We start from the raw sequence: 13143 nt of genomic DNA on the forward strand, positions 1-13143 counted from the left end.
ATAAAGGCATCCGCTGCCCTGTCGGAGATCAACTTTCCTGCGTTATACTTCGCGAATGAATTTTTTAGCCCACCTCCATCTGGCCTCACTGGCCAAAAGTTCACTGACCGGAAATCTGCTGGCAGACTTCGTTCGCGGCAATCCTGACGGTCAGTTCTCTGATGAGATCGTCAGCGGCATCCGCATGCACCGCCGCGTGGATGTCATGACCGATTCACTGCCGGAAGTGAAAATTGCCCGCAGTTATTTCCGTGAAGATTTTCGCCGCGTCGCACCGATAACGCTCGATGTCGTCTGGGATCACTTCCTTTCCCGTCACTGGGCCAGCATTCATCCGCAGCAATCACTGGAAGATTTTCTTGACGGCTGTCAGCAGGAAATTGAACCTCAGTTACCTGAAATGCCGGAACGTTTCCAAAATCTGAACGCTTATCTCTGGCCTGAACGCTGGATGGAACGTTACGCGGTGCTGCCTTTTATTGGCGACGTATTGCGCGGTATGGCTAACCGGCGGCCAAAACTTGCCGCCCTGACCGGCTCTTTCCATGATATCGAACTCAATTACGACGCCCTCGAGCAACTGTTCTGGCAGTTTTATCCGGTGATGATGCAACAGGCGAGAGACCGGCAAATCTGACAAATACCCTTCATTTTGTGGATTACCCCGCAATTCTCTGCAAGACAAAAAGTAGTTGTTAAAAAGTTTGAGACTTACTTCAAAGACTGATAGCCGGATGCTATCTGATTGATTGGTGCGATGGGGTTTATTCACCCGAAGGTTGCCCCTATACTGGCAGTCGTTTTGTTCACCCTTTCCTTCTCACCTACGACGCCCGGAAGGGTTTCATAAGGAGTAATAATATGGTTCTGGTAACTCGTCCAGCCCCTGACTTCACCGCAGCAGCAGTACTGGGCAGCGGCGAAGTAGTTGAAAACTTCAACTTCAAAAAACACACTGCAGGCAAACCTACTGTTATCTTCTTCTGGCCAATGGACTTCACTTTCGTCTGTCCTTCTGAACTGATCGCTTTCGATCACCGTTACGAAGAATTCCAGAATCGTGGCGTAGAAGTGGTAGGCGTCTCCTTTGATTCCGAGTTCGTTCACAACGCATGGCGTAACACCCCTGTAGAGAAAGGCGGCATCGGTCCTGTTAAGTACGCGATGGTTGCTGACATCAAACGCGAAATCCAGAAAGCCTACGGTATCGAACATCCGGACGCTGGCGTTGCACTGCGCGGCTCTTTCCTGATCGACAAAGAAGGCGTTGTTCGTCACCAGGTCGTTAACGATCTGCCACTGGGTCGTAACATCGACGAAATGCTGCGTATGGTTGACGCGCTGCAATTCCACGAAGAGCACGGCGAAGTGTGCCCGGCTCAGTGGGAAAAAGGCAAAAAAGGCATGGGCGCATCTCCGGATGGCGTGGCTAAGTATTTGTCTGAAAACGCATCAAACCTGTAATCCTTCAGCGGATTTCACGGTCAATAACGGTCAGCCTCGCTGGCCGTTTTTTTTTGCCTGCTATCCGGCACGATCACATTTTCCCGCCTTCCCTTCCCGCTCCCGGTCATTTACGTCTACGCTGAAAAATAGTCTGACCGTCTCATTATGGCGTGCCGTTTGCATAAAGAGTGTCAGACTGAAAAAACAAAAAAGCGTTATCACACAATAACCTGAAGGTTATGACTCAAAAGACAGGGTAATAGACAGGAGCCCCTATGTTACGGAAATCACTCATCGCGCTGGCCATGCTGACCAGCCTGCCGTTGTACGCCGCATCGAATCCCGCGGTGGAAGCCAAAAATGGCATGGTCGTCACCTCGCAATATCTGGCGTCTCAGGTCGGCGTCGATATTCTGAAAATGGGCGGCAACGCCATCGATGCTGCCGTGGCTGTCGGCTACGCGCAGGCCGTCGTCAACCCATGCTGTGGCAATATCGGTGGCGGAGGCTTCATGACGGTGCATCTTGCCGACGGTAAAGACACCTTCATCAACTTCCGCGAAACCGCCCCGGCCGCCGCCAGTGCCAATATGTATCTGGATGCCGACGGCAACGTGAAGAAAGGGGCCAGTCTGTATGGCTATCTCGCCGCAGGCGTGCCAGGTACGGTATTGGGCATGGATACCGTGCAGAAAGAATACGGCAAACTGACGCGCCAGCAGGTAATGGCGCCGGCGATTAAACTCGCCCGTCAGGGATTTGTACTGACCCGTGCTGATACCGATATTCTTGATACCACCGTCAAACGCTTCAAAGAAGATCCCGAAGCCGCGCGCATTTTCCTGCGCAAAGACGGCAGCCCGCTGCAACCCGGCGACAAACTGGTACAAACCGATTTAGCCAACACGCTGGAGTCCATATCGAAACATGGCCCGGATGCGTTCTACAAAGGCAAAATCCCGGCAGCGGTCGAAGCGGCCTCTAAGAAAGGTGGCGGCATCCTGACCGCAGCGGATTTCGCGAATTATAAAGTCACCGAAGACGCCCCGATCGCCTGCAGCTATCGCGGTTATAAATTTGTCTCAGCGCCACCGCCAAGCTCCGGCGGTGTCACGATGTGTGAAATCCTTAACATCGTTGAAGGCTATGACCTGAAGAGCATGGGCTTCAATTCAGCGGCATCGATTCACGTCCTCACCGAAGCCATGCGCCATGCGTATATGGACCGCAATACCTATCTCGGCGATCCGGAATTCGTGAAAAACCCGATCGACCGGCTGGTCAGTAAAAGCTATGCCGAAGAAATCCGTAAGAAAATAGAAGCGGACAAAGCCACGCCGTCCACTGCCGTTCAGCCGGGTATGGAACCGCACGAGAAACCGGAAACCACGCATTATTCCATCGTCGATAAAATGGGTAACGCGGTGTCCACCACCTACACAGTGAATGGCCGCTTTGGTTCTGTCGTGATTGCACCGGGCACCGGCTTCTTCCTGAATGACGAAATGGATGACTTCACCACCAAAGTCGGCGAGAAAAACCTGTACGGTCTGGTACAGGGAACCAAAAATGCCATCGCCCCCGGTAAGCGCCCACTATCCTCTATGAGCCCGAGTCTGGTGACCAAAGACGGTAAAATCTTCATGGTTCTGGGATCGCCTGGCGGTTCGCGCATCATCACCATTACCCTGCAGGCGGCGCTGAATGTCATCGATTACGGCATGGCACCACAGGAAGCCGTGGATGCGCCACGTATTCATCATCAGTGGTTGCCGGATGAAGTGTATTACGAGCAGCGCGGCGTTTCTCAGGACAGCCTGAATATCCTGCAGAAGATGGGTTACAAAATGGTGGAACAGACGCCATGGGGTGCGACGGAGCTGATTATGGTGGGGTTACCGGGTGCGGCCGGTGTGACATCGGCGAACTCAGGTAATGACTCGGCGGTGTCAGGCAAGGTTCGCGAAGGTTATCTGTATGGCGCGAATGATGTGCGACGTCCCGCAGGAGCCGCCATCGGTTATTAACTGGCATCCTTCAAGCTATCTCTGCATTGGCTGCCTTCATTCACCCCGATCACTTACCTGTAGTAAAAAGCCCCCGATATCATCTGATATCGGGGGCGTTAAAATTTACCGAAAGGTAAGTGCTTGCTTACGCTTTATTGCTCAGCGCCAGTGCTTCTTTCTTACGGTCGTTGCGGCGTTTAAAGGCATAACCGACCAGTAGCGCCACCACCCAAACCATCCCCACATACAACGAAATACGGGTATCCGGGAAGTAACCAATCAGGCCGATGATGAACACCAGGAAAATAATACCGAACACCGAGGTATAAACGCCGCCACGCAGCGGAAACTCCAGCTCTTTCACCTGTTGTTTGCTCAGTTTGCGACGGAAACCAATCTGCGAGAACAGGATCATAATCCACACCCAGACCGTTGCGAAGGTCGCCAGAGACGCAATCACCAGAAACACAGCCGATGGCATGACGTAGTTCAGATAAACCGCCACCAGCAGTGCCGCCATCATCACCAGAACGGTGACCCACGGCGTGCCCAGACGCGATACCTTGCTGAACATTTTCGGTGCCTGCCCCTGCTCTGCCATTCCGTGCAGCATACGGCCCACGCCGAACACATCACTGTTAATGGCAGAAAGCGACGCGGTAATCACCACAAAATTCAGGATCGTCGCCGCAGCAGTAATGCCCATGTGCTGGAAAGTCAGCACGAACGGACTGCCCTGCGTCCCCACCTGATTCCACGGGAAAATAGACATGATCACAAACAGCGTACCCACATAAAATACCAGAATACGCAGCGGTACTGAGTTGATGGCTTTCGGAATAGATTTCTTTGGGTCTTCCGCTTCACCGGCCGTGATCCCGATGATCTCGATGCCGCCGTAAGCAAACATCACCAGTTGTAAGGACAAAATCGTCCCCATGATGCCCTGACTGAAGAAGCCACCATGACTCCACAGATTGTGGATACCGGTCGCCTGCCCGCCATTGCCGATACCCCAGAAGATAATCCCAAAGCCTGCCACGATCATGATGATGATGGTCAGCACTTTAAAGAAGGAGAACCAGAACTCCAGCTCGCCGAAGACTTTCACGCTGACCAGATTGATCGCGCCGATGATCAATACCACGCTGAGCACCCAGGTCCATTGCGGCACATCCGGGAACCAGACGCCCATATAAATGCCGAACGCGGTTACATCAGCGATGGCGACGATCAGGATTTCGAAACAGTACGTCCAGCCGGTGATGTAACCCGCCATCGGCCCGAGGTAATCTTGCGCATAACGCGAAAATGAACCGCTCTGCGGGTTGTTAACCGACATCTCACCAAGAGCACGCATGATGATAAACGCGATAATCCCACCGACCAGATACGCCAGCAATACGCTCGGCCCGGCCATTTTAATCGCATCTGCCGAGCCATAAAACAGACCAGTTCCGATGGCTGAGCCCAGTGCCATAAAGCGGATATGGCGCGTTGTCAGGCCACGTTTTAACTTCGTGCCCGGCGCTTCGTTCTGCGCTATTGGTTGTTCAGCTTCTTGCTGCATGTGCATTAACCCGTGTTGTTTTTTTAAATATCAAAAATCGTATTCTAAAAAATGACTTTTAGCCTGCCAATGAAAAAGCCACGGAAGGGTTCTCCGTGGCCTGATTGGCGAAACATTCGTCAGACGATCATGCTTTTATGTCTTCGAACATTCACCCGATGATCATTGGTGCGCGGTAACGCTGCGCGGGCCGCTGATTTTGTCATAAATCCCGACCAGTACCAGCATTAATAATGACGGGGGTAACCAGGCAAGACCTTGTGCAGCCAGGGGGAGGTTTGCGGTCCAAGCTGGCATCAGGTCAACAAAAGCAGACGCCTTAATACCATCAACAATGCCGAACACCAGGCTTACCAGCATGACCGGCGCCACGATACGCGTGGTGCTGTTCCACCAGCGCAGGGTGAAACTCAGCACAACCAGCGCGATACATGGCGGATAAATCGCCGTCAGTACCGGTACTGAAATCGCAATCAGATGGCTCAGGCCCAGGTTGGACACCAGCATGGAGAACAGACCCAGAATGAAGACCAGTGTTTTGTAAGACAGTGGCAGATACTGAGCAAAGAATTCCGCACAGGCACAGGTCAGGCCAACCGCCGTCACCATGCAGGCGATGAAAATCAGCGCACCAAGGAAGAAGCTGCCCACACCGCCGAAGGTATGTGCCACATAGGCATGCAGAATAATCGCACCATTGGTCGCATCAGGCACCAGTGAAGCGCTGTTTTCGCCGAGCTTGAACAGGCTCAGGTAAACCAGCATCAGACCCAGACCGGCAATCAGCCCTGCCAGCACGGTATAACGGGTCAGCAGTTTGGCATCAGATACACCACGGGAACGCGCGGCATTGACGATAACAATACCGAACACCAGCGCGCCCAGCGTATCCATGGTCAGATAGCCGTTAACGAAACCGCTGGAGAACGGCACTGTCTGGTAAGCATCCACCGCTGGCATCGGAGAACCGGCTGGCCAAAGTACGGCAGCAATACCCAGTGCAGCCAGCGCCACCATTTTCAGCGGCGCGAGGAAATGGCCGACAGTATCAAGCAAACGTCCCGGATACAGGGAAATGCCGATGACCAGGGAGAAATAGATCACGCTATAAATCAGCAGAGGCAGCGGGCCGTCACCGGTCATCGGTGCGATACCCACCTCAAAAGAAACGGTTGCCGTGCGTGGCGTGGCAAACAGCGGGCCAACAGCCAGATAACACACAGTGGCCAGAAGAATACCGGCACCACGACCAATTGGCGTACTCAGGGCATCCACACCGCCGCCAACGCGTGCGAGTGCAATTACCGTCATCACCGGAAGTCCGACTGCGGTGATCATAAAGCCGGCAGCAGCCCACCAGACGTCATGACCTGCCTGCAAACCAACCATTGGCGGGAAAATAATATTCCCCGCCCCGACGAATAAGGCGAAGGTCATGAAACCCAGCGCCAGAATATCTTTATTTGTTAAACGAGTACTCATGATGGGTGTCGTGTTGCCTGTTCAAATGAATAAAGTGTCCGATGCTGCCGTCGTGCCACGTCGTCAGAAAGATGAATGGCATATAACAGCCAGAGAGCACCCATGTGAGGAGCGAAGTGAGCAAAAACGCCTGATGATATGCAGATGATTACGTTGTTATGCAGGGAGTATCGAGCGACAGCGGGGGCTAAGGTAATCTTTTATAGCGTATAAAGGCAAGCCGGGATCCAAAAAGCAGAGTGTTTAACCAAATTAATGTTACAAGGCAGGTATATTCACTAAATACTGCGATAAACACACCATATGATATGTATGTTTTTTGAACTAATGAAGCACAAGATATGCTCCGATAAGATTAAAAATGCGTGAAATCACCACTTTCAGGTTATTTCACGCACAGTTTACAGCATATTTATAAGGTCATCATTTGACCTCTTTCAGGGGTTACCAGACGCGGGCAGCAATATCGACCACCAGTTTTAGTTTTTCCCACTGCTGCGCTTCGGTCAGGCTGTTGCCCTCTTCCGTTGACGCAAAGCCACATTGCGGGCTGAGGCAAATCTGGTTGATATCCAGATATTCCGCCGCCTCGGCCAGACGTGATTCCACGGTTTTTGCCAGTTCAAGCTCACCGGACTTGGTGGTGATCAATCCCAGAACCGCCTGCTGATGGCCTTTCTTAATGAAACGCAGCGGTTCGAAGCCACCGGAGCGCTCGTTGTCATATTCCAGGAAGAAGGCATCGATGTTCACGCCACCAAACAGGATCTCCGCGACAGGTTCATAGCCGCCTTCAGAAATCCAGGTGGAACGGAAGTTCCCGCGACAAACATGCAGACCAATCACCAGATCGTCAGGTTTACCTGCAATCGCTTTATTCAGCACGTCAGCGTAAGTACGTGCTAACTCTTCCGGAGAATCGCCACGCTCGCGGATCTGCTTCTTCTGATCTTCAGAACACAGATAAGCCCAGACGGTGTCATCGAGTTGCAGATAACGGCAACCGGCATCGTAAAACGCTTTAATCGCATCCCGGTAAACCTGCGCCAGATCGTCAAAATACGCTTTCAGATCCGGATACACTTCTTTGCTGATGGCGTTACGGCCACCGCGGAAATGCATCACACTCGGGCTTGGAATGGTCATTTTCGGCACAGCACTTCCGCTGATGCTTTTCAGGAAACGGAAATCTTCCAGCATTGGGTGCGAGCCGAAACCGAGCTTGCTGACCACTTTAATGCTGCGCGCTTTAGTCTGTACGCCGTTGAACTGGATCCCCTGCACCGCATCGTAACCTTCGACACCTTCCAGACCTTCGAAGAAATCGAAGTGCCACCATGCACGGCGGAATTCACCGTCAGTGACCACTTGCAGACCCGCTTCGCGCTGCAAGTCCACCACGCGGCGAATTTCGGTGTCTTCCACGGCTCGCAGTTGCGCGGCATCAATCTCACCGGCCTGAAACTGCTTACGGGCTTCTTTAATCGCCGCCGGACGCAGGAAACTGCCAACGACGTCTGCACGGAATGGAGGGGTTGTACGTTGCATGAAGAACTCCTTAATAACATCCCGCCGGTGGCGAAATGCGAATGATTCACAAAGTGAATAATTACACTGCGTTATATTTAGACATCTGGATGTCTAAACGTCTTTAAGAAGATACTGTCATGCAGGGTGTTAACGGGCAACAGAGGAATTTTCATGGGACATGAATAAAGTTCATGATCGCTTCATCATTTTTCATGATGCTGGACAATATTCGCCCCATTGCGATCTGTAGTAATAAATACTATAGTTTATTTTACCAGGGACGATGACATGAACTGTTTACGTATTTTTGTTACAGAGGATTTTCACGACATCATGACCGCCGGCAAACTGTCGGAAAAGGATATCCTCAAGTCAGCACATGAACTGGCAAACGGACTTTTTGATGCGGATTTGTCCGGCAACGTTTACAAGAAGAGAATTGCACCGTCAGGGAGATCGAAGTCAGGGTTTGGCCGGGCAGTCATCGCTTTTCGTTTTGAAGATAAGATCTTTTATATCGACGGGTGGCTGAAAAATAGTGTCCGCAAGAAAGGCAATGAAATTCCCGACAAACTTCTGTCTTTATATAAAGCAATTGCTAAAGATTTGCTCAACTTCACAGAGCTTCAACTCGAAACAGAACTTCGAAATGGATTAATTAAAGAGGTGATTTCTAATGGTTGATGAACGTTTGCTAAAAATGCAGCGGATGGCTCAACGCTTCCATGATTCATCTGGCGTGGTAACACAAACCACGATGCGTGAAATTAACAAAATAGTTGATGAAGCCGTTCAGGAGGAAAGACTGAAAGCCTTCGCAGAAAGCTCTGCTGAACGCATTCGCGCTTTGCGTGAGAAAGAAAAAATCAGTCAGGGCGTACTGGCAAGACTCATCAATATGTCCGCCAACAGCATTCAAAAATGGGAGCGGGATGAAACCAAACCCACCGGAGCGGCGCTGATCTTACTGATGCTAATTGAAGAAAAAGGTTTACAGATCATCTGCTAAAAGAAGCCACAGCTTGTTGCTGTGGCTTGATTTTTATCCCTTTACGCCGCTTTGGCTGGCCTGTTCCTGAGGAACAATCAACTTCGGCGCCAGCATAAACATAAACCGGGTACCGACGCCGACTTCACTCATGACTTCAAGTTTCGTGTGGTGATGGCTGAGCGCATGTTTGACGATTGCCAGTCCCAGTCCGCTGCCGCCGGTCTGACGTGAACGGGCTTTATCGACGCGGTAGAAACGTTCGGTCAGGCGCGGCAGGTGCTGCGGCGCAATGCCCGGTCCGTTGTCGCTGATCTGGAACTGTGCGCCATGCGGCGTTTGTTGCCAGCTGACTTCAATCCGTGTCCCCGCTGGCGTGTGGTTAACCGCGTTATACACCAGGTTCGACACCGCGCTGCGCAGTTGATCTTCATTACCAAAGACCTTCAGCTTGTCGTTTACGCGAAACACCACTTCATGCCTGCCGTTGCTTAACGTTTGCACTTCACGTTCGAGCATGCCGAGCATCACCGGAATATCCACTTTTTCGTGCAAATCAATATTCGCTGAGGCTTCGATTTTCGACAGCGTCAGCAGCTGTTTCACCAGCCCGTCCATCCGCCGCGTCTGTTCCTGCATGGTATCCAGCGCTTTAGTGCGGAAAGGCTCTTCCAGCTTGGCGTCTTCCATCATTTCCAGATACCCCTGCAATACCGTCAATGGGGTTCTCAGTTCATGACTGACGTTAGCGAAGAAGTTACGCCGTGCGCCTTCAAGCTGACGCATCTGGGTCACGTCGCGTGCCACCATCAGCAGTTGTCCTTCGGAATAAGGCATGACGCGAAATTCGACATAATGCTCATTATTGAGTTGTAAATTCAGCGCCCGGCTGAAATCGCGGGTCTGGATCCACAGCCGGAATTCCGGATAACGCAGCAGGTTGAAGATATGTTGCCCGTTATCTTCCGGCCAGCGGAAACCGAGCAAATCCTGCGCCAGTCCGTTACACCAGAAAATATTGCCATCTTCAGTGGTCAGCACCACGGCATCCGGCAGCGATTCGGCACCGCTGCGAAAACGTTTGATGAGCTGACCTAATTCCCGACGGCGACGCCGGTTGCGTATCTGCATCTGGTTCAGCCCGTAAAACAGCGGCTCCCAGCTCCAGCGCCCATTCGGTGGCGTAATGCTGCGGTCGAGCCACAGCCAGTGAGAGAGTTTAAGCTGGTTGTAATAATTCCAGCCCAGTGCCGCCATCAGCGACACCAGGAGGAGCCAGCCGAAATGGCCGACGAAGATACCGAGAATTAACGCTGGCAGGCAAAAGAGAAACAATTCACCCGCCAGTCGTTTCCATGACAAACGTTCTAGCACACAGATTCTCCGCTGTGAGGGCTCAATAACGCGTTGAAAAACGGTATCCGGTACCACGAACAGTCTGGATCATTCTGTCATGTCCACTGGTTTCCAGCGCCTTACGTAAACGACGAATATGCACGTCAACCGTGCGATCTTCCACATAAACGTTAGTGCCCCAGACGTTATTGAGCAACTGTTCGCGGCTGTATACACGTTCGGAATGGGTCATAAAGAAGTGTAATAACTTAAATTCGGTCGGCCCCATATCGAGCGCCTGCTCGTTGGCCATTACCCGGTGAGACGACGGATCCAGGCTTAAACCCTGCATGTCGATCACTTCTTCCACCGCCATTGGCGAGATGCGACGCATCACGGCTTTAATGCGGGCAACCAGTTCTTTCGGAGAAAACGGTTTAGTGATGTAATCATCGGCACCCACTTCAAGGCCGCGCACCCGATCTTCTTCTTCACCGCGTGCGGTCAGCATCATCACCGGAATTTCGCGGGTCAGTGCCTCACGTTTAAGATGCTTAATAAACTGAATACCGGAACCGCCAGGTAACATCCAGTCAAGCAGGATCAGTTCAGGGTAAGGTTCAACAAGCTGCCCAATCGCTGAATCAAAATCCTCAGCTTCTACGGCCTGATAGCCATTTTGTTCCAGTACAAAACACACCATTTCACGGATTGGAGCTTCGTCTTCAACCACCAATATACGTCTAGCCATCGTAGGTCCTGCCAATAGGTTAGCGATCTTTTATTTGATTGCGGGCGCCATTATGCGTCAGTTTTGTGACAGATTTATGAATGAAAAGAATGGTTCATTACAGTCAACTATGACAGATAATTTCCGGCCATCTTGCTGAAATTGGTCTGATTTATCGGGGACAGCTTCCCCTGCCGACGTTTATACTTTACCCCATTGTCGTCATCCAGGGTTCATACGGGAGTCTCATGCGCCTGATCCACACCTCAGACTGGCACCTCGGCCAGTACTTTTTCACTAAAAGCCGTGCAGCCGAACATCAGGCATTTTTGCGCTGGCTGACCGGTCAGGTGCAACAACATCAGGTCGACGCCGTGATTGTCGCGGGCGATATTTTCGACACGGGATCCCCACCCAGTTATGCCCGCGAATTGTATAACCGCTTCGTGGTGGAATTACAGCAAACCGGCTGCCAGCTGGTGGTGCTGGCTGGTAACCACGATTCTGTCGCCACGCTCAATGAATCGCGCGAGCTCCTTTCCTGCCTGAATACGCGGGTGATTGCCACCGTCGGTGAAAACCTTTCTGAACAGATTTTAGTGCTCAGTCAGCGTGACGGGAAACCCGGCGCGATACTGTGCGCTATCCCGTTTTTACGCCCGCGTGATCTGCTCGCCAGCCAGGCGGGACAGTCCGGCAGCGACAAGCAACTGGCATTGCAGGAAGCCATCGCCGCGCATTATGACGCGCTCTGGCAGGCTGCGCAGGCCAGACGTGACGAACTGGGCATGCCGCTGCCTATTATTGCGACCGGCCATCTGACGACTGTCGGCGTCAGTACCTCTGATTCCGTGCGCGACATCTATATAGGTACGCTCGATGCGTTTCCGGCGCAGGCCTTTCCGCCGGTCGATTATGTGGCACTGGGTCATATTCACCGTGCACAATGCGTCGCCAAAACCGAACATATCCGTTACAGCGGTTCGCCGATTGCCCTGAGTTTTGACGAACTGAGCAAAGCTAAAAGTGTGTACTTACTTGATTTTGATGGTGCGACGCTCAACGCCATCGACACACTGGAAATCCCGGTTTTCCAGCCGATGCAGGTAATCAAAGGCTCGCTGGTGGAGATTGAACACCAACTGGCACAGTTCGAAGGCGGTGATCCGGCCAAACCGGTGTGGCTCGATATTGAAGTCTCCACCCAGGATTATCTCAGCGACATCCAGCGACGCATTCAGGCGCTGACGGAAGATCTCCCGGTAGAAGTCGTGCTGTTACGCCGCAGCAAAGAACAGCGAATCAACAGTATTGAGCAGCAGGAAAAAGAAACCCTCAGCGAACTGAGCGTCAGCGACGTGTTTGAACGACGGCTGGCGCTGGAACCGGACCCTGACGAGCCGCGTCAGGCACGGATGCGCACGTTGTTTGCGCAGGTGGTTGAACAGGTTACCAACGGTCAGAACGCGGAGGACAGCGCACAATGAAAATTCTCAGCCTGCGTTTAAAAAACCTGAACTCGCTGGAAGGCGAATGGAAAATTGATTTCACCGCCGAGCCGTTTGCCAGCAACGGATTATTCGCCATCACCGGCCCGACCGGTGCGGGGAAAACCACCCTGCTCGATGCCATTTGTCTGGCGCTTTATCATCAGACGCCACGGCTGAACATTACACCAAGCCAGAATGAACTGATGACCCGCCACACCGCAGAATCGCTGGCCGAAGTGGAGTTTGAAGTCAAAGGTGTGGGTTACCGCGCTTTCTGGAGCCAGCGCCGCGCCAAAAATTCCCCTGACGGCAATCTGCAGGCACCGAAAGTCGAGCTGGCGTTACTGGCCGACGGCAAAATTCTGGCGGATAAAGTGCGCGATAAACTCGATGCCATCGCCACACTGACCGGGCTGGATTTCGGCCGTTTCACCAAATCCATGATGCTTTCACAGGGGCAGTTCGCCGCGTTTCTGAATGCCGATGCCAACGACCGCGCCGAATTGCTGGAAGAACTGACCGGCACCGAGATTTACGGTCTGCTTTCTCAACGCGTGTTTGAG

General features: G+C 52.3%; 12 protein-coding genes. 7 read left to right on the forward strand and 5 right to left on the reverse strand.

Annotation, left to right across the window (positions count from 1 at the left end):
• The first annotated feature begins 55 nt into the window (after nt 1-55).
• The 3 genes from UC14_RS17985 (at nt 56) to ggt (ending at nt 3473) form a co-directional block, all read left to right on the forward strand.
• Nucleotides 56-637, forward strand: a complete 582-nt coding sequence (locus tag UC14_RS17985) for an ACP phosphodiesterase (RefSeq protein ID WP_013576673.1) — start codon at nt 56-58, stop codon at nt 635-637.
• A 224-nt stretch (nt 638-861) separates the two neighbouring features.
• Nucleotides 862-1464, forward strand: a complete 603-nt coding sequence (locus tag UC14_RS17990; protein ID WP_013576674.1) for a peroxiredoxin C — start codon at nt 862-864, stop codon at nt 1462-1464.
• A gap of 257 nt (nt 1465-1721) precedes the next feature.
• Nucleotides 1722-3473 carry a gamma-glutamyltransferase gene (gene ggt / locus UC14_RS17995; RefSeq protein WP_037036799.1) on the forward strand — a complete coding sequence of 584 codons (1752 nt, stop codon included), beginning with the start codon at nt 1722-1724 and terminating at the stop codon, nt 3471-3473.
• Between the two features lie 127 nt (nt 3474-3600).
• On the opposite strand, the gene proY is transcribed toward ggt, so the two are convergent.
• The 3 genes from proY to UC14_RS18010 all read right to left on the reverse strand — a co-directional run bounded on the left by proY (nt 3601) and on the right by UC14_RS18010 (nt 8055).
• Nucleotides 3601-5031 carry a proline-specific permease ProY gene (proY, locus tag UC14_RS18000; RefSeq protein WP_013576676.1) on the reverse strand — a complete coding sequence of 477 codons (1431 nt, stop codon included), beginning with the start codon at nt 5029-5031 and terminating at the stop codon, nt 3601-3603.
• Between the two features lie 156 nt (nt 5032-5187).
• On the reverse strand, nt 5188-6507 hold the full coding sequence (gene brnQ / locus UC14_RS18005) for a branched-chain amino acid transport system II carrier protein (protein WP_013576677.1): 1320 nt from the start codon (nt 6505-6507) through the stop codon (nt 5188-5190).
• Between the two features lie 444 nt (nt 6508-6951).
• A complete protein-coding gene (locus tag UC14_RS18010; protein WP_013576678.1) occupies nt 6952-8055 on the reverse strand; it encodes a cobalamin-independent methionine synthase II family protein in 1104 nt (367 codons plus the stop codon).
• Between the two features lie 270 nt (nt 8056-8325).
• Between UC14_RS18010 and UC14_RS18015 the strand changes: the two genes are divergently transcribed.
• Both UC14_RS18015 and UC14_RS18020 read left to right on the forward strand, forming a co-directional pair.
• Nucleotides 8326-8721 (forward strand): type II toxin-antitoxin system RelE/ParE family toxin, encoded by a 396-nt coding sequence (locus UC14_RS18015; RefSeq protein ID WP_112198141.1) that lies wholly within the window; start codon nt 8326-8328, stop codon nt 8719-8721.
• Entirely contained in the window at nt 8714-9046 is a 333-nt protein-coding gene (locus UC14_RS18020; RefSeq protein ID WP_013576680.1) for a DNA-binding transcriptional regulator, read from the forward strand. Before UC14_RS18015 ends, UC14_RS18020 begins: the two co-directional genes overlap by 8 nt.
• Nucleotides 9047-9079: 33 nt before the next feature.
• Here UC14_RS18020 and phoR read toward each other — a convergent pair whose 3' ends face one another.
• Nucleotides 9080-10399 (reverse strand): phosphate regulon sensor histidine kinase PhoR, encoded by a 1320-nt coding sequence (phoR, locus tag UC14_RS18025; protein WP_112151727.1) that lies wholly within the window; start codon nt 10397-10399, stop codon nt 9080-9082.
• Between the two features lie 22 nt (nt 10400-10421).
• Complete coding sequence (gene phoB / locus UC14_RS18030) at nt 10422-11111, reverse strand: phosphate response regulator transcription factor PhoB (RefSeq protein ID WP_013576682.1); 690 nt, start codon at nt 11109-11111, stop codon at nt 10422-10424.
• 227 nt (nt 11112-11338) lie between these two features.
• Here phoB and sbcD point away from each other — a divergent pair, with 227 nt between their 5' ends.
• Nucleotides 11339-12577 (forward strand): exonuclease subunit SbcD, encoded by a 1239-nt coding sequence (sbcD, locus tag UC14_RS18035; RefSeq protein WP_112198142.1) that lies wholly within the window; start codon nt 11339-11341, stop codon nt 12575-12577.
• The coding region (locus UC14_RS18040; RefSeq protein WP_157962125.1) for an AAA family ATPase at nt 12574-13143 on the forward strand (570 nt) is incomplete at its 3' end. The genes sbcD and UC14_RS18040, both read left to right, overlap by 4 nt.

The organism is Rahnella sp. NRRL B-41462 (assembly GCF_003263525.1).
Lineage (GTDB): Bacteria > Pseudomonadota > Gammaproteobacteria > Enterobacterales > Enterobacteriaceae > Rahnella > Rahnella aceris.